20 protein-coding genes and 1 riboswitch are annotated in these 21,589 nt (G+C 48.0%); of the genes, 9 read left to right on the plus strand and 11 right to left on the minus strand.

The features are described from left to right. Positions 1–6: 6 nt before the first annotated feature. From H6F93_RS28965 to H6F93_RS28975, 3 genes are all read right to left on the minus strand, one after another. Entirely contained in the window at positions 7–1,080 is a 1,074-nt protein-coding gene (locus tag H6F93_RS28965; RefSeq protein ID WP_190688658.1) for a class I SAM-dependent methyltransferase, read from the minus strand. Between the two features lie 470 nt (positions 1,081–1,550). Continuing rightward, positions 1,551–1,916 carry a VOC family protein gene (locus tag H6F93_RS28970; RefSeq protein WP_190643378.1) on the minus strand — a complete coding sequence of 122 codons (366 nt, stop codon included), beginning with the start codon at positions 1,914–1,916 and terminating at the stop codon, positions 1,551–1,553. 292 nt (positions 1,917–2,208) lie between these two features. After that, a complete protein-coding gene (locus tag H6F93_RS28975) occupies positions 2,209–2,598 on the minus strand; it encodes an EthD domain-containing protein (protein ID WP_190688661.1) in 390 nt (129 codons plus the stop codon). A 368-nt stretch (positions 2,599–2,966) separates the two neighbouring features. Here H6F93_RS28975 and H6F93_RS28980 point away from each other — a divergent pair, with 368 nt between their 5' ends. The 3 genes from H6F93_RS28980 (at position 2,967) to H6F93_RS28990 (ending at position 5,200) form a co-directional block, all read left to right on the plus strand. Beyond that, a complete protein-coding gene (locus tag H6F93_RS28980) occupies positions 2,967–3,860 on the plus strand; it encodes a helix-turn-helix transcriptional regulator (protein WP_190688664.1) in 894 nt (297 codons plus the stop codon). Positions 3,861–3,882: 22 nt separating this feature from the next. Then, a complete protein-coding gene (locus H6F93_RS28985) occupies positions 3,883–4,725 on the plus strand; it encodes an AraC family transcriptional regulator (protein WP_190688667.1) in 843 nt (280 codons plus the stop codon). 85 nt (positions 4,726–4,810) lie between these two features. Continuing rightward, positions 4,811–5,200 (plus strand): VOC family protein, encoded by a 390-nt coding sequence (locus tag H6F93_RS28990; protein WP_190688670.1) that lies wholly within the window; start codon positions 4,811–4,813, stop codon positions 5,198–5,200. Between the two features lie 266 nt (positions 5,201–5,466). Here the strand turns inward: H6F93_RS28990 and H6F93_RS28995 are convergent, their stop codons facing one another. Continuing rightward, the gene (locus H6F93_RS28995; protein WP_190688674.1) at positions 5,467–5,850 is read right to left on the minus strand and encodes a hypothetical protein; all 384 of its coding nucleotides are present in this window, start codon (positions 5,848–5,850) and stop codon (positions 5,467–5,469) included. 269 nt (positions 5,851–6,119) lie between these two features. Continuing rightward, a riboswitch (Fluoride riboswitch) is annotated at positions 6,120–6,187 on the plus strand. Between the two features lie 36 nt (positions 6,188–6,223). Between H6F93_RS28995 and H6F93_RS29000 the strand changes: the two genes are divergently transcribed. Beyond that, on the plus strand, positions 6,224–7,909 hold the full coding sequence (locus tag H6F93_RS29000) for a cation:proton antiporter (protein WP_524538035.1): 1,686 nt from the start codon (positions 6,224–6,226) through the stop codon (positions 7,907–7,909). Here the strand turns inward: H6F93_RS29000 and H6F93_RS29005 are convergent. The 4 genes from H6F93_RS29005 to H6F93_RS29015 form a co-directional block, all read right to left on the minus strand. Next, positions 7,884–10,184: an FdhF/YdeP family oxidoreductase gene (locus tag H6F93_RS29005; protein WP_190688678.1), complete on the minus strand. Its 2,301-nt coding sequence runs from the start codon at positions 10,182–10,184 to the stop codon at positions 7,884–7,886. The genes H6F93_RS29000 and H6F93_RS29005 overlap by 26 nt on opposite strands. A gap of 223 nt (positions 10,185–10,407) precedes the next feature. After that, positions 10,408–10,533, minus strand: coding sequence for a hypothetical protein (locus H6F93_RS34855; RefSeq protein WP_277882887.1), 126 nt, complete (start codon positions 10,531–10,533; stop codon positions 10,408–10,410). A gap of 32 nt (positions 10,534–10,565) precedes the next feature. Beyond that, the gene (msrA, locus tag H6F93_RS29010; protein WP_190688681.1) at positions 10,566–11,225 is read right to left on the minus strand and encodes a peptide-methionine (S)-S-oxide reductase MsrA; all 660 of its coding nucleotides are present in this window, start codon (positions 11,223–11,225) and stop codon (positions 10,566–10,568) included. A gap of 392 nt (positions 11,226–11,617) precedes the next feature. Next, the gene (locus H6F93_RS29015; protein ID WP_190688684.1) at positions 11,618–12,343 is read right to left on the minus strand and encodes a hypothetical protein; all 726 of its coding nucleotides are present in this window, start codon (positions 12,341–12,343) and stop codon (positions 11,618–11,620) included. A gap of 570 nt (positions 12,344–12,913) precedes the next feature. Here H6F93_RS29015 and H6F93_RS29020 point away from each other — a divergent pair. The 3 genes from H6F93_RS29020 to H6F93_RS29030 all read left to right on the plus strand — a co-directional run bounded on the left by H6F93_RS29020 (position 12,914) and on the right by H6F93_RS29030 (position 18,461). Continuing rightward, entirely contained in the window at positions 12,914–13,270 is a 357-nt protein-coding gene (locus tag H6F93_RS29020) for an MGMT family protein (protein WP_190688687.1), read from the plus strand. Positions 13,271–13,488: 218 nt separating this feature from the next. Then, on the plus strand, positions 13,489–15,279 hold the full coding sequence (locus H6F93_RS29025; protein ID WP_190688690.1) for a peptidoglycan-binding domain-containing protein: 1,791 nt from the start codon (positions 13,489–13,491) through the stop codon (positions 15,277–15,279). A gap of 542 nt (positions 15,280–15,821) precedes the next feature. After that, a complete protein-coding gene (locus H6F93_RS29030) occupies positions 15,822–18,461 on the plus strand; it encodes a DUF4114 domain-containing protein (protein WP_190688693.1) in 2,640 nt (879 codons plus the stop codon). Between the two features lie 95 nt (positions 18,462–18,556). Here the strand turns inward: H6F93_RS29030 and H6F93_RS29035 are convergent, their stop codons facing one another. Continuing rightward, positions 18,557–19,072: a DUF411 domain-containing protein gene (locus H6F93_RS29035; protein ID WP_242043669.1), complete on the minus strand. Its 516-nt coding sequence runs from the start codon at positions 19,070–19,072 to the stop codon at positions 18,557–18,559. 168 nt (positions 19,073–19,240) lie between these two features. On the opposite strand from H6F93_RS29035, the gene H6F93_RS29040 reads away from it, so the two are divergent. Then, positions 19,241–20,167 (plus strand): glycine betaine ABC transporter substrate-binding protein, encoded by a 927-nt coding sequence (locus tag H6F93_RS29040; RefSeq protein ID WP_190642574.1) that lies wholly within the window; start codon positions 19,241–19,243, stop codon positions 20,165–20,167. Here H6F93_RS29040 and H6F93_RS29045 read toward each other — a convergent pair. Further along, positions 20,162–21,037, minus strand: coding sequence for an urease accessory protein UreD (locus H6F93_RS29045; RefSeq protein WP_190642575.1), 876 nt, complete (start codon positions 21,035–21,037; stop codon positions 20,162–20,164). The two genes, H6F93_RS29040 and H6F93_RS29045, sit on opposite strands and share 6 nt — an antisense overlap. 94 nt (positions 21,038–21,131) lie before the next feature. On the opposite strand from H6F93_RS29045, the gene H6F93_RS29050 reads away from it, so the two are divergent. Then, entirely contained in the window at positions 21,132–21,395 is a 264-nt protein-coding gene (locus H6F93_RS29050; RefSeq protein ID WP_524538036.1) for a DUF8743 domain-containing protein, read from the plus strand. Between the two features lie 4 nt (positions 21,396–21,399). Here the strand turns inward: H6F93_RS29050 and H6F93_RS29055 are convergent. Beyond that, positions 21,400–21,589: IS1 family transposase (locus tag H6F93_RS29055; protein WP_190678820.1), on the minus strand; the 190-nt coding region annotated here is incomplete at its 5' end.

The following is a 21,589-nucleotide window of genomic DNA, read 5'->3' on the forward strand; positions in this document are numbered from 1 at the left end:
CAGCCCTTAGGAAGCTGGCTTATGAGCAATCCAGTATTTACTCATGAAGTGAACTTCACTGGTAATGCCTACAAATCCTACCTGCTCCAACCGTCCAACCATGTCATCAGTGGTGTAATGACGATAGTAAGGTTCATGGAACATGTCCGGAAATCCTTCCATGAGTGACATTAAATCAGGTGAATCACTGACCTGAATCGAGTCACAAATGACAAACACACCACCAGGTTGCACGACTCGAAAAGCCTGCTCAATTACCCGTTGACGAACTACAGGCGGCAACTCATGGAACAGGAAAACAGAGGTTACTGCGTGGAAATAATTGTTCAGGTAAGGCAGCTCTTCAGCGTTTGCCTGAAGCAATTGAGGTAGCTCTCCAGGATTCTGGGACAAAAGCTGATTGGCTTTACGCAAATAGGCAGGTGACAGATCGGTGCCAAACAAAGACGCATCGGGCAACATGCCGCGAATCAGCCGCAATGTACGCCCAGTCCCGCAAGCTACATCTAACACCCGAATTTGGTGAGGTGGAGTTTGGGTAAACTGCTCCAATCCCCGCTTGAGCGGAGCCAAAATCCGCCGTCGCATTGCATCGGCAGAGCCGTTGAACAAGATCTCAACCTGCAAGTCATACAAATTTGCAGACATGTCGCTCAAGTAACCATCTGTCTGGTGATGGAAGTTTTGCAGGTAATAGCTGGGATAACCCTCGGTTTTAACTTGAGTCGAAAAGTCTTGATGACGTTTTTGGTTGGCCCGCTCCCAAATCTGAGGCATATCCAGGCAGAGGGCAGGATAGTAACGGAAGAAATCTTCCCAGGGGTTGTCAAACAGCAAACTTTCAGGATAGATGCCTTGCTCCGCATCTTGCCAGTCTGTTTCGAGTAACTGGTTGAGTCGCCGTTGGATTTTGAGTAGCAGGTCAGCCGAAAGCGGGCTAGGTTGGCGATCGCGAGGTGGAGCGATTAAGCTCAACAGCTGACTACTAAGAGTCTTGTGAGCCAGCCCAAAGTAACTTTTGCCTTGCTGAAACGTCTGATAGGCCAGTTTCGTGAAAGGGGCAGCTAAAGGTGCAGCCATGGGATACCGCTAAATTAAAAAACAATTGTTTACTTATGAATAATTGTAACGAAATAATTGCAGGACTCTCCACGTCTTAGGATGGAAAGTTAGACAGATAGAACCCTCAGAATTACTCTGGTTCAGCAATATAGCGTAGGGAATTAAGCAAGGAATCTGAGAGCCTGAGAGCTAATCGTGTGAACTATGAGCTTAGATAACTTCGGGTGCCTCTCATGATTTCAATTGCAGTGCTGACAGTAATGATGGTTGGGACAACTTACGCTCTGTTTAACACCCGCGCCTTGGTGGAGTAATATCTCGCTCTTAAAATTCTGCTTTTAGATCTTCAACCAATTCAATAGTTAAAAATCGGGGGGTATCTTACAAAGCAGGATATCCCCCGATTTCTTGATGTATAGAAAGAAATCACTGAGCTAGTAGTTCCGGGTTTACCCTCAGTGCCTTCGATCGCCCTTAAAAGCCCACACCTATTTCGCCTCAGTAAGCTCAATCACATTGCCATCTGGATCGTGAGTAAATAATGCAGCCCGACCCGATGCGCTCGTTTGTACATCCAGTCCACAAGCTTTGAGATGCTCCTTAGCAGCCTGTAGGTCATCGACTGCAAGGGCAACGTGGTGGTTGCGCCCCCATTTCTCGGCATTGTGGAGACCGTTAGAAAAGGTTGAATCGACGATCAGGTGAATTTGCGTATTACTTACCTGATACCAGGCTCCAGGATATTTAAGCTGGCGATCGACCTTGGGTAGTCCCAACACGTTGCCATAGAAGTGTTCGGCTTTCTCCAAGTCAGAAACTAGAATAGCTGCGTGAAGATAGTGGGTAATTTGCATGGGTCTTCCTGAACAGGGACTGCTACAGACGACGAACAATCGGTGAAGGCTGGTTTGGTTTAGCAAGCGGCCCTGATTGATCGTATCCAACAATTGCATCGTCTGGTGCAATCAGAAGTTCACTGTGGAGTTTCCAAATGATGGAATTACGGTTTAGCAAACAGCGCTGCTAAACCGGGGTGTGGTTTCAATGGCAGGATCTCACATGTTAAGACACCTGCTTGCCGTTGGGAACTAAGCGGCGATCGCCTGCATCGCTTCTAAGTCTGGAGCTTCACACAGAGGTACATTTTTAGGAGAAGTCAAAGACAGTATGTTCTTCGGTGAGAAACGCGCAAGATTGGGAGAAGTCAACAAAATTCACCTCACCCACGGTCGGATCTGTGATGTACTGTTGTGCTGCTGCTTGACCCTCAGGAGTACTTACTGCTGCTAAAAAATCGTCCATACTCTCCCACCAAATCTCAGTAACGCCGTCGTAGATAGCCGTATTCAGACCGCGAGACTTGGCGATCTCTGCATTAATGGGAGTATTGAGCGTGTGGCTTTGAATGTACTTCTTTGCTTGCAAGGTTTGAGCGAGACTGCGAATAAACGGACCGTGGACATCTCGCCAGAAGGTATGAAATTCTTCATCACTCAAGCCAGCCCGTTTACGAATGCAGTATACAAACTTGATCATAGAATTCTCCAGGTCAATGGGTTAAAGGAGGGGGCGCACCTTAGGAAACGGCGGTGATAGTTTTGCTGTTTTGTTGATTGGATTTCATGGGCTGATGTGCTCCTACAATTGGGTCGAGTGAAAAGACACTAACCCTGCGCCTTTAACCCTTTCTGCAATACGGCAAACAATCGAACAATTTTTGGCATAACGGCTGTATTCCGTTTTGGGTCGCTTCCATCGTGATGGATTTGGCGGTACACTTCTTCCAGAATTTTGCGTTCTTTTCAAATTCTTGCTGAATTCTCTCAAAATCCTTTAGCTGCCATAATCGCTGGTCTAATCTGCTCCATAACAATCTGCGTGTTCTAGCTTGGAGAAAAAGTACTATGTCTCTGCATCAGAGAGAAATTGGTGGTCAAGCTAAAGTTAAACCTGATGCTGAGCATCCTGCTGAATTTGTCCTGCTGTCGAGTGGAACGGCTGCGTGGGATGGAATTTTGCTGGAGCACCTTAAGTTCCCGCCCCTGGATATTTCAGATGTTTGTGCAGTCAGGCATCATCTCACGCTGCAACTGAAAACACCTAGAAAGGTTGAATTAAAAGCCAATGGCAAATTTAATTGTCAACAGTTGTTGCCGGGAAATGTTTGTATCACGCCCTTTCAGCATCTTCACGCTATCCGTTGGGAAGATGAAATGGAAGTGCTCTCTTTGACCTTGGAGCCAGAATTTGTTGCTCAGACTATTCAGGAGTCGGTGAATGCCGATCGGGTAGAACTGATGATGCACCGAGGGCAAAAAGATCCTTTAATTCGAGAAATTCTCTTTGCTCTAAAAACAGAGCTTGAAACAGGTTGCCCATCAGGGCGGTTATATGGTGAAGCGATGGGGACAGCTCTTGCTGTCCACTTGCTCAAACGGTATTCAACGGTGCAATCAACTCTCACTGCCTATGAAGATGGATTGCCACAACGCAAATTGAGTCAGGTTTTGGAGTATGTTCAAACTTACCTCGATCAGGACATTAAGCTGGTAGATTTGGCTGAATTGACTGGAATGAGCCAGTATTATTTTTGTCGATTGTTTAAGCAATCAATGGGTGTCTCACCCTACCAGTTTGTGTTGCAGCAGCGAATTGAACGAGCAAAACAGTTGCTTCAGCAGAAAGAACTGGCGATCGCCGACGTTGCTCTTCTGTGTGGTTTCAAGAACCAAAGCCATCTCACTACTCTTTTTCGCAAATCCACAGGGGTAACCCCAAGGATATTTAGAAACCTTTAGAAGGCGTAAATTGAGTGCAGGTATGATTTACCAGACCTATCAGCCCAAATTGTCCTGTGGCGCAACTCTAAAGGAACCTCTTCTCTCACAGTTTGTCGAGTTTCTGTGGTTTCGGGCAGGAGAAAGCCCATCAGAAACACAATCGCGCCTCCTGCCGATTGGCTCAATGGAACTGGTGATCAATCTGCATGAAGACAAGATTCCGCTTTTTGACTCCCACCGTCGAGCGGAGTGTGGCAGCACAAGCGGTACACGGATTTGTGGTGCTCACTCTAAAGGCTTCATTATCAACAACGATTGGCGAGTTGCGGCGATGGGAGTACACTTTAAGCCTGGTGGCAATGCTGCATTCTTTAAGCTTCCGGCTGGGGAGTTGCACAATCAAATTATCTCGCTAGAGGAACTGTGGCAGGGGCGTGCCACAGAATTGCGAGAAAAACTATTGGAGACACCTACGTTATCAACTCGTTTCCTGGTTCTGGAACAGTTTCTCCTAACAATGGTGCAGTCACCTGAACGGTGCCCTGCTGTGGATTTTGCTTTACGGGAGTTCAAGCGATCGCCCATTTCCCCCGTCAGAACTGTAACGCAGCAAATCGGGTTTAGCGATCGCCACTTCAACCAACTCTTTCGCGATCAGGTCGGATTAACTCCTAAACGGTATTGTCGGGTGCAGCGCTTGCAGCAAGTTCTCCACCTGCTAAAAGGTAAAAAGCAAGTTGATTGGATGGAGATTGCATTTACCTGCGGCTACTTTGATCAGGCACATTTTATTCACGATTTTCGGGCATTTGCTCATTGCACACCCACTGAGTATTTAACGCAGCGAAGCTTTCATCCTTGCCACATCCTGTTGCCGACTTGAGGTCAGTTTTTTACAATCCTTTTCCATCGCTGATGCGCCACAATGATAGTCCTAATTCATCAGACTAGCGCTTTGAGGAGAATGTATGCAGATTACGGCTTCAGCGATTTCACTCAATGTTGATGATGTTAAAGCGTCTGCTGCCTTTGTTAAACAGCACTTCGGTTTTAACGAAGATATGTCTGCTGACGGGTTTGTGTCGCTTTCCCGTCCAGACGTTGGGTTTAACCTGATCTTCCTCCGAACTGGATTAGAGAGTTTTAAGCCAACTCATATGCGTGGACATCATGCAGATGGGTTGCTCGTTGCTTTTGTAGTGAACGATATTGATCGTGAATATGCTCGGCTAAAAGCTGAAGGTGTAACGATTACAACGCCAATCGAAACTGAACCTTGGGGCGAACGGTTCTTTCAGGTTACAGATCCAAACGGAGTTGTACTTCAGCTGGTTCAGTGGATGACCGAAGAAGTTTAAGATAGGACTTTGCGATCGCCCTAGCAGCAAGTGGTTGAGCAAGTGTATCAGCTTATCGGAACTGCTGGCATACCTGATATCAATTTGATTTGAAGACATTGCAGATGTGGGTAAGGGCGCACCGCAGTGCGCCCTTACAGAAATTGATGTGTCGCGGAGTTTGTTTAAACCAGTAAAACTCCAGACTAGAAATATAAGATGGGCGATCTGAGACGCGATCGCCCATTCCCTTGTGGCGCTACATGCTTTGTTGAGAGCGTTATTCTTTAGCGTCCCAAATTGTTCTGCTCAATCCAGTCCAGCACTTCTGACTCCGACTCGGCATAGAGCGCTTTGCCCGTCTCTGGATCGTAGGCATACCAAAAGATGGCTCCGTCTGCACTAATTCGCTCGACTGAAAGCTGGGAGCTTTTGGCGATCGCCTCCATCAACTCATTCCACTTCTGGCTCAACCACTGAATTAGAGACGGAGCTCCGTTTACACGACCTCGCTCAACTCCAAACTGTCGCTGCTCTCGCTCCAGCGAAGCCACTAATTGCTGATTTTGAGTAGCTCTGGCTACTGCCAAACGGTGAGCTAGGGAAGCATTAATGTTTGCTCGATGCCTAGCTAATATCTCCGAATCCTCAACCCGAAATACATTAGCCATTTCCGTTCAATGCGTGTCTGAATAAATAAACGCAACCTCCACCCCTATAACTTTAAATCTTTTCTGTAGCTTTTGCTACAGAAAGTCCTGAGTCCATAACAAATTCCACGGGGTTATTAATCTTCTCATTACTAGGCTCTACCTGGTTGTGCTAATCCAGAGATCTGCCTCCTGCAACTCCAAGTCCGAGCCTCACTACAAGCATCCTTAAGTAGAACTTGGGAACGAAGCAAGAATTGCCTCATGATGGTATTGTTATAGCCAGGTTTTTAACCTTAGGCGATGGAGTTCGCCTTAACCGCCTCTTTCACAGGGGGCTGATGACTCCTACTTTTCCGAGTTGCGACGGAAGGGTAGGAAAGTGTCAAAAAGCTTGACTCGAAATTTCTCCTCCGTTAGCGGCTTACTCTTCACCCAGCAGCTTGAAAGGAGCGAGATGTTAAGCAGCATTCTTTGGATTTTGTTGATGGGTTTTTTTGTCGGACAGATTGTCCGGCGTTTAGGCGGCCCGCCCCTGGTTGGCATGATTTTGGTGGGTGTTGTGCTGGGACCGCAAGTTGGCGATGTGCTCAGCCTAGATGTTTTGGCATCAGCGGACAGCCTGAGAACGATCGCCGTCATGGTGATTTTAATGAAAGCAGGATTGGGCTTAGATCGAGAAAAACTGGTGCAACAAAGCACCGTTGCCCTGCGGTTGGGTTTTCTACCGGCAACATTTGAGGCGGTGGCGATCGCCTTCACGGCTATCTTCTTATTTAACTTTGACTTTCCTACCGGTTTACTGTTGGGCTGCGTAATTGGAGCAGAATCTCCCGCTGTAATTGTGCCAGGAATGTTGCGACTCAAGAGCGCAGGCTGGGGTGTCACTAAAGGCATTCCTGATGCAATTTTGACCGGAAGCGCTCTATCTGATGTGCTGCTGCTGCTGATTTTTAGCCTGCTGCTCAATTTTTTGGGACAGGGAGCAACTGAAACCATCACGCTACCAGGCGGATTTACCCTGACGGCACTGCAACTGTTACCCTTTCAAGTCATTCTGCAAATCGCTTTAGGAGTTCTGGCGGGATACCTTGCGGCACGACTGTTAGTTTCCCTGCTAACTCAGCAAAACTGGACTCAGACGGCAGTTCAAGACGTTTTGCTTGCGGCTGGGCTTGCTCTATTTTTGGTGATTGCAGCTACGGCATTTCCTTATTTTTCGGGCTATCTCGCGACGATGTCACTGGGATTCTTTTTGATTGAACTGGATGCCCCGTTAGCTAGACGGCTCCGAGGTGGATTTGATGGATTGTGGGCGATCGCCGAAATCTTCTTATTCGTCCTCATGGGAGCCAGCATTCAGCTACAGGTTTTAGGAAATGTTTTGCTGCCCGGTTTGTTGATTTTGGCGATCGGTACTCTTGTTGGGCGTAGCATTGGCTGGTATCTTTCAACGCTCGGAAGCAACTGGAACTGGCAGGAACGTCTGTTTCTACTTCCTGGAAACTCCGCTAAGGCAACTGTGCAAGCAGCAATTGGTGCAATTCCGCTGGCACAGGGAATTGAAGGAGGAGAGGTAATTTTGGCGATCGCCGCTCTCTCCATCCTGATAACCGCCCCACTCGGAGCCTGGGCAATTCCTACCTTTGCGCCAAAGCTGTTGGAGCGGGGAGAAGTTGATCCGGCTAAGGTGAGCCTTGTTCAGCGCCCTCGATTGTTAGTGGCGATCGATACCTCTTCCCTGACAAGCAAAGTTCTATCCAAAGCCGCAGAATTGGCTCGGCACAGTGATGCAGAGGTGCTTGTTTTGCACGTCATTAACGTTTCACAACCGCAAAATGTAAAGCAATTGCAGGCACAAACCCAGCAGTTGCTTGCAGATATTCGCTATCGGTTTGTGACGACAACGGGTTCTGTTCCAGAGCAGATCATTCAAGTTGCTCAGGACTACAAGGCGACAGAAATCATCATGGGCAAACGAGGACATCAACCCTGGGAAAAAGTCCTCGTAGGCTCCGTTTCCCAAGCTGTTGTAGAAACCAGTTCAATTCCCGTCATGCTGGTTGAGAGTCGCCCGTAGTAGCCTGTGCATAGACGACAGCGGGCACTCGCTTAAAGGCTGGAGTGCCCGATCGCTCTTCAATTTGTGCCTTGAAAATCACGTTCACTTCTGGGTAAAACATCAGCGCTGCACCCTGTCGCACTGCGCCGTAGATTACTTCCACATCGGTTAGTTTTCCGGCATCTGCTTGCACGGTGACATGCTGATGTTCCTCTAAACCGATACTTTCTGCATCATGCCGATTCATTAGAATGCAGTTACGGTGAGGCATTCCTCGATATTTGTCGGCAATCTTGTAAACCACTGTGTTGTGTTGAGAGTAGCTGCGTCCTGTCATCAACGCCACAACGATCGCAGGAGTAGACTCTGACACTCCAAAATCTGTAGACTTTGGCAGAGCCAACTCAGGCAAAGGAGTCACAAACATCGAAGCTTTTCCAGATGGCGTGGAGAACTTCGGTTCTGTGAAAATCCGTCCGCTAATGGTAAATTCCTCCTGTGTCTCATCAATAGTTGCCATCTTTTCAAACCCTGGAATGGTTTGGGCAATCAGTTGCCGCACATATTTTGTGTCCTGGAGTTTGCGCCAATCTACCGGAAAGTCACCCTGAAGTCGATGTGCCAGTTCCGTCAAAAATTCTACTTCGGCAATCAGGTCGGCATCTTTGAGGTGAGTTTTACCTTCATCGTTGAGCCGTACAAAGTTGTTGCCTGACTCAACTGTTGTTTTGTGAGGATTCTCAAAGCGGTTCAGCACCGGCAGAATGATTGTGTTTTGCTTTGCCAATCCGTGAAAATGTCCTAGGTTTGGTTTTGTGGCAAGATAAATGATCGTGTCAACCTGACTCAGCGCCCGTTTTGCTTGGGTCAAATCAGGGTTTGCAGCGTAGAGGTTGCCGCCCAGACAAATCAGTGTATCTACATTGCCTACGTCTGCTGCCTCGATCAGGGCGCGAGTGTCATATCCTTGAACTCGACTGAGCGATCGCCCCAACAACTTCTCTAACGCCTGCTGAATTTCCTTCTTGAGCCTTATCGTCACTCCCATTGAGCCAAAGCCTTGAACGTTGGAGTGCCCTCTAACAGGCATTAAACCTGCTCCAACTTTGCCCACATTGCCCGTCAGCAAAGCAGTATTAGAAACGCTATAAACGTTGTCTACGCCATTTTGGTGTTGAGTGATACCCATTGCCCAGGCAAACACGACTTGCTTGGAGGTACCAATCAGGGTAGCAGTGGCTTCAATTTCAGCTTGAGATACTCCACAGGTTTGAGTGATAGCTTCCCAGGATGTAGTTTGTGCCTGTTCAACAACTGCTTGCCAGCCTTCAGTGTGTGCTTGAAGGAAGTCCTGATGAATCAACCCTTTTTCAATCAGCGCTTTCTGAATGCCGACAAATAGCGCTACATCACTACCGGGAATCGGTTGTAGATACAGAGAAGAGATCTCGGAACCTGTAATTAATGATTTCAGCGGAAAAGCAGGAGAGCCAAATTTAACTAAACCAATCTCCATGACGGGATTGATCACGATTATTTTGCCACCGCGATCGCGCAGTTTAATCAACTCGTTCATCAACCGGGGGTGATTGTATGAGCAGTTGGAACCCACTAGCACCACACAATCTGCCTGCTTCAAATTCTCCAGGCTGACCATTGAAGTGCTGGTGCCAAACATCTGCTTTAACCCAAAGGTGGAAGGCGCGTGGCACAGGTCAGAACAGTCCGCCAAATTGTTGGAGCCGAGCGATCGCATCAACAATTGCAGTAGATAAGCCGCCTCATTAGAAGACCGCCCAGAACTATAGGAAGCGACTCGTTCTGGCGGTTGGCGAAACCCTGCCTCTGCAATCTGATAAACCCCCTCCCAGGTGATCCGCTCATAGTGCGATTTACCCGCCCTTAAAATCACCGGAAAGCTGAGCCGCCCCAATCGATCTGCTTCCAGAGAAGTCAACTGCTGAAGCTGCTCAATTGAGTACTGCTCAAAAAAGTGACTGGAAATTCCAGGCTGAATTTCAGCCGAAATGGCTTCTACACTTTTCATGCAGCGCTGGAGCTTTTCGCCCGTCTCATTGGTGAAACCACCTTTCTGCCCGCCCGTGCCCCAAGAACACGACAGACAGGCGCTTTTGTGCAACAGGGTTTGCCATAGTTTTGCCCCTTCTGGTGAAAGCGTATGTTCCGCCCAATATTGAATTACCGATAAGCCGCCCCCAATTTCTGGCGTTTCGCTGTTCGTCTCGTGATCTGGGGGAATGGGTTGAACCGTTTGCTGTGGGTTGGTGTCCATGCGGCTTACCTCTCAGGTGACTTCGATACAATGACATCCCTGTAACCGAAGCTAGCGTAAATTTGAGGTTTGCGACAGGGATCATTGGGGAGACTTAACGAGATGAACGCTCAGATCTGCGGCTTCTTCAGAAGCCGCAGATCTTAAATCCCTAAGTCAGTACAAATTGATTTAACGCAACTGGAATCTGGCGACAATCGGCAAATGATCTGAACGGCCACTATCAGATTGAACGGTTGCTGCGATCGCCTTCCACCACTGCTGATAGCGCATCAATTCCCCATCGTGTGGTAGGTTTCTTCCACAAAGCCATAAAAAAATCTGGAGCAGTTTTATGCTCCAGAATCATTACAACTCTTCTGAAATACTAGAGGTTAAAGCTTAGCTGGCACTGACTACCCCAATCGGGCAGGCAACCGAAGTGCCACCTAACCCACAATACCCGTTAGGATTCTTAGCAAGATACTGCTGATGGTAGTCTTCCGCATAATAAAACTCAGGTGCATCTAGAATCTCAGTCGTAATCTCGCCATAATTTGCTGCGTTCAACGCTTGCTGGTAGGCATCACGAGAAGCTTCCGCGAGCTGCTTTTGCGCCTCTGAATAGACATAGATGCCAGAGCGATATTGAGTTCCAGTGTCGTTGCCCTGACGCATTCCCTGGGTGGGGTTGTGGCTCTCCCAAAAGATCTTTAACAGGGTTTCAAAGCTGACTACATTGGGGTCAAACACGACAAATACGACCTCGTTATGCCCTGTTTTGCCGGTGCAAACTTCGTGATAAGTGGGGTTGCGTGTAATGCCAGCGGCGTAACCCACGGCAGTGGTAAACACCCCTTTTTGCTGCCAAAATTTGCGCTCTGCTCCCCAAAAACATCCCATACCAAATATCGCCATTTCCATTCCGTGTGGAAAGGGAGGCTTTAAAGGATTGCCGTTAACATAGTGCTGTGAGGGCACGGAAATAGCTTCTGCTCTTCCGGGCAACGCCTCATCGGGCGTTGGCAAAGTTAGCTTTTTACCAAATCCAAATAACACCATTTGTTTAGGCTCAACTGAAGTATCTTTTTACCTTACTTAACTATAGCGTTTCTCAGTTAGAGCCGTTGTTTGTCATCGGTAATACTACTGCTTCACCTCAAACTCCAGAAATGGATGCTTTGGAAGTGGCTTGAGTTCTAGATCCAGCAAATTTCTTGTGCGACTAACATCACCAAACCCCTTGCAAGTTTAAGTTGTCACTAGACAGCCTAGCAGGTTGGGTATTCAACATTCATTGAATATCTCTGATAAAAATTGGGGTAGCGCCCTTCAGAGCGCTACCCCAATTTTTATTTTGTCCATCCGCTTAGCTGAACTATGGGGACTGATTTGATTTTTGTGTAAGTGCGGGCATTCTGCCCGCACTTACACAAAAATCTGAATACTCTCAACTATGAGGTAAGACTAGCTTCGGCGGCTGATTTTGAGAGGCTATAGCAACCTGTCTTGCCGCGATACCATTTGTTGACCTTTAAGCCAGCAGAAAGGATGTTTGAAACCCGCTCACGAACTGTACTCCGGGCTTCCTTAGGAATATCAACGACAAAGATAGCATCAATGATTTCACCAGTTTCAAGTACCCCGCCCGGCTTACGTCCTAGCACTTGAGGAATTGCTTCGGCGAGGGAACTCTTCCCAAACTCATCTCGAATATACTGCTGCCAGCCTAATGACCTACGGGCTGGTTTCGTCACCTTGCTAACTCTTTCACCCTTTCTTTTGGGAGCAGGCTCTTTGGGAGCAGAGGTAGTTTTTCGAGGTGTCTTACCCCTAGATTTTTTAGGTGTTTGAGAGGTGTTTTCAGCAGGTGGAATCTCTGTTTTGCTTTCTGCGATCGCCGCTGTTCCATTGGTTGGCGCTTCACCTGAGATTTTGGAAGCAGTACCATTAGTTTTGCTGTTAGGCAGAGTCTCACCTAGCTGTTGCAACAAATCAGAAGTCGATGCCCCCCCCAGCGAAAACATGCCGATGACTGTTTTCAGTCCCTTCCTTTTTTCCTGAATTGTTTCTAGCCGGGCGAGTAGTTCAGCTTCTTGCTGCGTGAGTTCAGAATCGGCCTCAATCAATTTGGAAAGAATCGGGTCAGATGCTTTGCTGGAAGGTTGAGAGTCTTGCACAGTAGGGAATTCCTTTTATTCAAATGTTGAACATCAACGCTAGGTAAAGAATGGATGGTCTCAACCCATTCGACACCTGTTTTCTACAGAAGCGCATGTGTGAAGGTTGAAATCCTCTTATTTGCAATTGTATGGCACAAGTACTCTTAAAGCGATCGCTTTTTAGTCTTTTATATCGGTATTTTTGAGTTTTTTCCCAAGAACATACACTTTTCGTCAAAAGCAGCACTAAATCTCACCCCAAACGAGATCACTCCAAACATTCTGAAAGCTTGTAATGCTGCTAAATGCAGCGGTTGTTAATCTTATAGCTAGCCGTTAAAGTCGAGCTCAATATATTTGGGCTACTGGTCGTTTGATATTGGTTAATATCTGCCTAGATTTGGAGGAGCTTTGAAGAGTCCAATCTGTCGTCTAGAAGGGTTTGAGGGGAGGCATTTGAGCAATAATTCTGATTGGATTCCAGGGGATATTTGCTGGACGTTATACCCTGATAGAGGCATTTGCTCCTTTTCAGACATATTCTTGAATTCAGAGCATTTCTACCCTTGTTTGGGAACCAGTGTTTGAATGGCTAAGACAAAAACGAGCTATGACGTGATTTATCAAGTAGTCCGTCTCATTCCCAAAGGGCGGGTAGCTACGTATGGGCAAATAGCAGATTTGGCAGATCTACCTGGACAGGCACGGTTAGTTGGCTATGCACTCTATCGAGTAGATATGCAGCTATCAGATGTTCCCTGGCATCGAGTGATTAATGCAAAAGGTGAGGTGTCAGAGTCACCTCTACGCTACGGAACAGACTATTTGCAGCGATCGCTCTTGGAGCAAGAAGGTATCCTGTTTAGCTCTGAAGGTAAAGTTAACCTGAACGAGTACCGTTGGCGACCAAAATTGCCGATTTGGGAGACGAGGAATGAGGGGTAAGGAAATTCTGTTATACGACAAAAGGGATGTGTTGGGCTATACTGACTGCTGTTGGGCAAGGCATCTTAAAAAGAAATGCGATTGCTACTAACTTGCTATAGTTGACAGGACAGAGCTAGCGAACTGCTAGCTCGCTTCAGGGGACTACCGTTCACTTAACGCTGTTGAAGCCACATCGTTTCAGCTAACCGTGCAATAGCCGAACGGCACCCCCTCCTATGTCTGACCCATCAATTTTGCTGCTGCTGACTTGTGTTACTTGCGCTGACAGCCCTGACAGTTTTGCCCATCCGGCTATGTTGGACTGCTCTACGGTTGAGGCTTCTGTTCAGCCGCAGCGATCCGGGCGGTTAGAGAGTGCGATCGATTGCACTCATTCTGTTAGTGCCCCAGAGGTGATTCCGGCTTTTATAACTACTGCTTCTCAGCCTGTAGCCGCAGTTCAAACTACCGCTCAAACTGTTGTGACTGAGGGAGCGATCGCGCCTCCTGAACCCTTCATCCTGCCTGAGACCTTTACAAAACCATCGACCGCAACGAATTCTCCTCAGTCTAACCAGTCCTCTTCAGCTAACTCGACTTCCGTTGAGTTGCCTGGTTCATTGAGGTTGAGTAGTCGGGGTGAAGCCGTAAGTCGGCTCCAGGAAAGATTGCAGCAGCTCGGACACTACACGGGTGCCATAGATGGCATCTACGGTCAACTAACCTTGGCTGCTGTCACCGAATTTCAACAAGCAGAAGGGTTAACGGTCGATGGCATAGCCGGCCCGGTCACTTGGGGTAGGTTGCAGGTTTCAGCAGCCTCTACCACTCCTTCAACGCAGCCTAACCGACTAACGGCGAGACTGGGTTCAGGCGACGCATCAGGCTCAGCCCCTGCAACGATAACAGAATCTCCATCCCCCGATCGAGCAGCTCAAACGGCAGAATCAGAGCGTATGGAGACTGCAAGCACAGCAGGAGAAACGGCAGCCAATGCCTCCACTTCCGAAGAAGGTCAGATTCCACCCACAGAAGATACGGATCAAGTAGAAGACGCTGACTTAGAGCAGTCATCTGCCGATCGCGAATCCCAACAATCTCCCGAATTTGTCTTTGATACCTCACCCAGCGGTATCCCCTTCTACTTCTGGATAGGTGCTTGGGCAATTTTTTACATTGGAGGAATGCTATTTATCTTCAAAGACAACATCATCAGTAAATTGGGTCTTACATGGGGCACTGACGATACTGAACCGCAAGACATTCAGCTTCCCACGTTTGGACCACAAACCACAATGGGTGAGTTTGCCTCTGCTTTAGACTATGGGCAGAGTTCAGATGATTCCGATGGATTTGGTGCCGCGATTTCTAATTCTTCTAAGCAAGAAAAGCAGAGTTTGGTGAGCCAGCATGACTCCCCTCTTTACTTTTCAAGGGAGGGAGACAGCCCTTCACAAGAGACTGAAAACCTTCAAACAGACTCAAACCCTCCTAGCAGGATGAGCAACCCTCCCATTTTTTCCTTGTTGGAAAAGCTGGCTTATGAGAGTCCCAGGCTATCCAACCAGGAACTAACCCCGGTTTGGGCAGATGGAGGGGTCGTTGAGCCAGTTAGAGGGCTATTTAGTGACTTGCCGCATCCACTAGGCGGTCAGCCGTCAGAGCGTAGACGAAATAAGGCGATCGCCCCCCCTCCCCCACCGCCCGGGTTTATTCAATCCCAAAAGCAAAGTTCAAATCAAGCCGAAGCCCCCAGCACTCTAATTGCCACTTTGCCTAATGAAGACCCTGAAACTAACAATTCCTACACTTACGCGCTGCTTGATAACGCTGAAGGATATTTTCTATTGAAAGGAAATGAGTTGAGAATTTACGACTCTGCCCTAGTTCAAATTGAATCCGATGTTGATCATGCAATTACCTTGCGCCGCACTGACGCTAAAGGGACGCAGGTTGATAAGTCATTCGTAGTGAACTTCACAAAAACCGACGATGATGACGCAGCGGAAGTAGCCCGCTCAGCCTAAAGAAACGACTGCAAAACGATAAATATTTACTCTTGAAGGACTTACGCATTCGTTCACGTCATCCACGGCTTATGCCCGAGATAACGTGGAGTTTGTGTCATACCAACTTGATTCTTAGAGGTTGCAGATGCGGGTAAGGACTCATCGCAATGAGCCCTTACAGAAGTTGATGTGTCGCGAAGCCTGGTTAAATCGATATCAGTTTTGCATTATGTCTGCATGAGTTCTGTACTTTTCAAAAGTCACTCAAAGGACAACGGTTTTTCTTTAACGACTGATTAGAATTTCTGGTAAAGATACAGGAAATTGCGTTTTTGTAAGTGATGATTGTAAAGTAGCTCGCATCGCTCAAATTAATGAAATCCGGAGATTAATGAATCCGAGGCTTGAACAACGGAAAGGCTTCTAGTTCGCCTTTATCTAATTTTCTTCTACCTGAAGTGTGAGAATTGCTGCCTTTAAGGGAACTTTATTGTTGTACGAAATGTCTAAGAAGATAGCTTGGGTGCTCTGCCGACTGACGTTCACTCAAAGGATAATTCATGGCTATTATCACGGTTACAACCACCGCAGACAGCGGAACTGGTTCACTGAGAGAAGCAATTGCCAATGCCCAGTCGGGAGACACTGTCAAGTTTTCATCCAACCTTGCTAACCAAAAAATTACGCTAACCGGCGGACAGCTTACAGTTAACAAGGGAATCTCCATTGATGGTTCAGAAGCGCCTAACTTAACCGTTAGTGGTAATAACTCCACCCGTATCCTCGTTGTCGAGAAATTTCTAAATGTCAATATCAAGAATTTGAATTTCACCAGTGGAAAAACCATAGGTGTAGGAAGTGCGGGTGAAGGTGGCGCAATTCAGGTGCGTGACTACAGCACATTGACTGTAGAAAACAGTAAATTTACCAACAACAAGGCGAGTCGTGGTGGTGCAATTCGCGTCGGTTACGGCGGCGGATTGACAGTGCGAGGCAGCACTTTTGATAGTAACGACGGCACCCTCTCAAACGATGGCTTTAGTGCTGGGGCGATCGCCACCTACGGTGCAGGCGGAGCGGCAGGCACAGGCAAACTCGTGATTGAAAACAGCACCTTCACCAACAACAGAGGGGTGAACGGTGGAGCTGTTTACAATCTGCTCGGACCTGTTACCATCAAGAACTCAGTTTTCAAGAACAACACCAGTACTCGCGAAGGAGGAGCCCTCTTCACCGATGGTGCCAATGGCGACGAACGAGATACTGTGGGTGGCAAGATCCTGATTGAGTCCAGCCAATTTGAGGGCAACAAAGCCACAGCAGGGGGAGGAGCGCTGTACCTGTGGACTTACACCGGAGACGAAGTAATTGTCAAAGACAGCAGCATTTTGGGCAACTCCGTCACTAGAGGTGGTTCAAATAACCTCGGACGCGGCGGTGGCATTGAGTTCGCTGGCAGTAAACTCACGATCGTCGACACGACTATCGCAAATAACACCTCTCCAGTCCAAGGTGGTGGATTGTGGGTGAACAACAATACCTCTGGTGTCACCATTACCAACTCCACCATTTCTGGTAACAAAGCCCTGGAAGATGCGGGCGGTGCCATGTTCCTGAATACCAGGGACGGTAAACCTATCAAAATCGTTAACTCTACGATTGCTGACAACTTTGCTGGAAGGGATGCAGGCGCAATCTGGACGGGCGGTAGCAACAGTGATGATGTCACCTTGACTAACACCCTCTTGGCAGGGAACGTTGCACAATCGACTAAACAAGGGCACTCCAATTTCACCCTGCGCGATGGCGGTGGCAACATTGTTGAAACCATTGTGGATGGCAGAGGACCCAAAGTCACGCAAAACAGTCGTTATGTAGATGATGTGAATCTGGGTGACTTGTTAAAGGTCGGCAATGACTATGTGCGTCAGCTTTTGCAGGATAGCCCAGCTATCAATTCAGGCACGACCAACGGTGCAACTACAACTGATCAGAGAGGAGTTACACGGGACAGCAGACCAGACGTTGGAGCCTATGAGGTAAAAACTCAAACGACAATTCCGCCCAGAGAGGAGCCTTCCCTTCCTAGTGAGCCTCCCACACCACCAGACAGTGGCACTCCTACGCCTCCTAATAATGGCGGTGAAACTCCTACACCACCAGACAGTGGTTCTCCTACACCACCAGACACTACACCACCGGACAGTGGTTCTCCTACCCCTCCCGATACGAGCACGCCTGACCCTCTTGTTGCTGAAGCAGATACCATTACAACGAAGGCGAACACCGAAGTCAAAATTGATGTGCTTGCCAACGACCAGGTAGCAGGTGACTTTACCCTTTCCATTGGCGATCGCCCCACTAAGGGGAATGTCACACTTGACAACAACGGTACGCTCAACAACCTAACAGATGACTTTATCCGGTACACCCCTGAAGCCGATGCCATAGGCGAAGATAGTTTTACCTATCGGTTAAGTCGGAATGGCGAAAGTGTTTCTGGAACGGTCAAAATTACAGTCACCGAAGACCCATTGCCAGAAACTCCGCTGCCGACGACTCCGTCGCCGACGACTCCGCCGACGACTCCGTCGCCCAGCCAGCCATTGCCTGAAACCCCATCGCCTGAAACTCCATCCCCTGTTGGGCCTGAGCCCAGTCTATTTACGCAAACCAAACTAATTGATTTGCGTAACATTGATTTCAATGGCGACGGTGAATTGAACTCTGAAGTTGCAGCAACATTTGATGAGGTTACTAGCAACGCAGCCTACAGCAACTCAGTTGGGCTATACGTTGTGGCAGATGAATCAGGGGCAGTGCTTGATTCAGACACTGACCAGTTGATCCGCCCAGGAGAATCAGGTTACGCAGAGGCAGCACTCAAACAACGGTTAACGGATGTAGAACTCGACCGAGCTACAGGAGAACTTGCAACTTCCTTGGAGACAGGTGCGCTCTTGGCACCATACATTATCTCCAACGGCACGGCAGATGAGTTCCTCAGCCAGAACCCCAGCAACTTAGAAAACAGTGGACCGCTCAATGCTTTCTTTGCCTTTGGAGTAGCTAACCCTGACAAGAAGGATCACGTCAAACTGCTCAACGACAATACCCTTGTCTTTGAGGATAAGTTGGGCGGAGGCGATCAGGACTTCAATGACTTTGCCTTTAAGGTAAACGTGCAGAGTGCTGTGTAAGACAGTTTCTAAGCAACGTATGAAGTCAGCGATTTAAATTGTGACAAAAAAGGTGAGGGTTTTACCCTCACCTTTTTTGTCAAAAAGTCCGATGCTTAAAATGAGTAATGATTAAAAACTTCTGTGTTTCCTTGCTCGTCAAACGAAAACACGCTGAAAGATTCTCGCTCATCTCCAGATTCCATACCTGGTGTTCCGACTGGCATTCCTGGAACAGCAATCCCTACAACATTAGGACGTTCCGCTAGCAGTCGTTTAATGTCTTCAGCCGGGACGTGTCCTTCGACCACATATCCACCAATGATTGCAGTATGGCAAGAGGTTAAGTCATCTGGAATTCCGTATTGCTGTTTGAGAGCATCAACTTCGGGCGTAGGCATATTGGTAGCCTGAAAACCTTGAGCCTCCAAATGTTCCATCCATCCTCCACAGCAGCTACAGGATGGATCGCGATAGACCACAATTTCGGGCATAGCTTCAGACATCACTTCAGGCGTTGAAGCGGCCTCTGCACTTACAGTTGTTAGCACAATGACGGTAGCAATCGCCATCCAACACACTACAACCAATTTGACATATTGATAAATCTGAGAACCTATTACTTTCATCATGACTCGTTCCTAATTGATCACCCATTCCTGAGATTGCTCTACGGTCTATTTTAGAAGTTGATTTTCAGTTCGCGAAGTATACGTAACAGCCCAACCCTTTCAACCTGCTCTAAAACATGCTTTAGTCTTGTAGTAATTTATGAGTAATTGGTGCATGAGGGCCATTCTATGAAAATAGTCCGTCGTTTGTTGACATTTCTTCTCATCGTTGTCCTGACGACGGCGATCGCAGTAGCTTGTAATTCTGGTGGAACTGGGGACAATAGCGCTGCTCCTGTGCGAGTGGGGTCTAAAGATTTTACAGAGGAATTCATTCTGGGTGAAATGTATGCGTTGGTGCTAGAAGACAGCGGTCTTCAAGTAGAACGAAAATTCAATTTGGGTGGTACGCCCGTCGCCCAGTCCGCGATCATCAACGACGAGATTGACCTTTACCCTGAATATACGGGTACTGCGCTGCTGACTGTTTTGAAGTTGCCTGTGATTAGCGATCGCCAGCAGGTCTTTGACACCGTTTCATCGGAATACAAGGAACAGTTTGATTTAGTCTGGCTAGACCCAGCTCCCATGAACAACACCCAAGCTCTTGCCATGACTCAGGAGAAAGCCGAGCAGTATGGCATTCGCACGATTTCTGATCTGGTAGGTCAAGCTGAGCAGCTTACGATTGTGACAACGCCTGAGTTTCAAGAGCGGGAAGACGGTCTACCTGGGCTGAAACGGGTGTATGGAGAATTTGACTTTAAGCAATTGATTCCAGTGGACGCAGGGCTGAGATATGAAGCACTCGTCAGAGGCGAGGCCGATGTAGTCGAGGCATTTGGAACCGATGGACAAATCAGCGCTTACAATCTGGTTGTCCTGGAAGATGATAAAGGCTTATTCCCGCCCTATCAGGTTGCTCCTGTGGTGCGGCAGGCAGCGCTAGACGCAAATCCAGAAATTCAGGATGCCCTCAATGCTCTGGCTCCCAAACTTACGGATGAAACCATGCGTCGGTTAAACAATGAGGTAGATGGAAATGGGCGTGAACCTGCTGAGGTTGCCCAAGAGTTTTTAGTTCAAGAAGGTTTCCTCAATGACCAAAGTTCATGATGGCCAAACCCTTGAGTTGCAACTGGGGCGATTCAAGCAAGCGAGCCGCATCAGATGCCACACTTCGGTAAACCAGCGTCGAGCTTCCAGGCTTGAGCAACCGCGATAACGGCAGAGCATCCCTGACATCAAACGAGTCACGCCAGCCTCACCTGGGCGATCGCCCTTCCCTACTTTCCGTTCCGCCCAAAGCTGTCGAGCTTTTTCTATCACTTCATTGGGGAGCGATCGCCCTACCAAAGCAAAGCTAGCAACCACCGGATAATTGTTTAATCCGTGCAGGCTAGTCAGCATTTCGGAGCCTCCCTGTAGCCATTGAGGGTCTACCCACAGGAGTTGGTCATTTTGCCAAACTTCGGTGTGCGCTCGCCATTCGCCACTAGCAAACTTTTCACCTCTGGCACTGCGTCCCAGTCGAGTAATTTCCCAACCCAGCCATAGCGAATCTTCGGCTAAGTCAACTCGCAAATTCTGACGATAGTTTGCGCCATCAAACACAATCGTCTCCTGTGGCAACCATTCCAGACAGGCTCCAGCAGAAACTTTGAGGTGAGTCGATTGTTTTGCTTCCACACCCTTACTCCGATACACCTTGGCAGCGGATGCAGTTGTGATTAGTGCATGGGCTTGGGGATGCAGGGAAACATTGAGAGAGAGGCGATCGCTTCCCACAATGCCGCCAGCCGTATGCAAAATTACGCTATGGCAAACCTCAGAACCTTCTGGGTAGAACGGTCGCTGCACTTTGAGCGGGGCTTGAGCAAAGGCACGACTGAGTTGAGTAGTACCCTCACGCAGGGCAAACTCTAGCTGTAGGTTGCCCTGCCAACCTGCCCATAAGTCAGACGTTGATTCAAGAATTTGATTCACAGCAAAACATGACAACACGACGGGGTGAGGTGCTGGTTGCAATCCTCAATAACGTGCAGGATATGAAGATCGCCTGTGAAAGCACTGGTATCGCATTCTTGTCGAGAGCGTCGAGAAGTTTTTGAAGCAACACTGGGCACCGGAGTGGTTAGCGTTTTATCAAACCAAAGTCTTTGGAAATGAAGGCTACGCTGTGAATTACTATGCCCGTGTCCAAAACATTTGTAAAGTCTACCGCTGTGAATTGTTTCCCGATGAAGCGCTGAATGAGAAATCTCAGAGGCAATATTACCAACTAAAAATTTTGGCTTTGCAGCGGTTGAATAGGGCGGTGGTGAGGGCGTTGCACAATGGGTGAATGATCATTTCAAAGTAGGCACTTGTCGATGCTTCAAGTAGTAAATTAACAAGCGAATCGATGCCTGAAGCATCTCAATGGACTTGGAATAGCAGAAGGTTTTGCGGTGCAGCCGCGCCAGATGGTGCCGTAATCGACTATTTTCTCCTTCAACCCGAGTCATGGCTGTTTTGCTCACCAGATGATCGCCATCT

Origin of the sequence: Leptolyngbya sp. FACHB-671 (assembly GCF_014695745.1) — a bacterium.
Taxonomy (GTDB): Bacteria; Cyanobacteriota; Cyanobacteriia; order Elainellales; family Elainellaceae; genus JAAUTN01.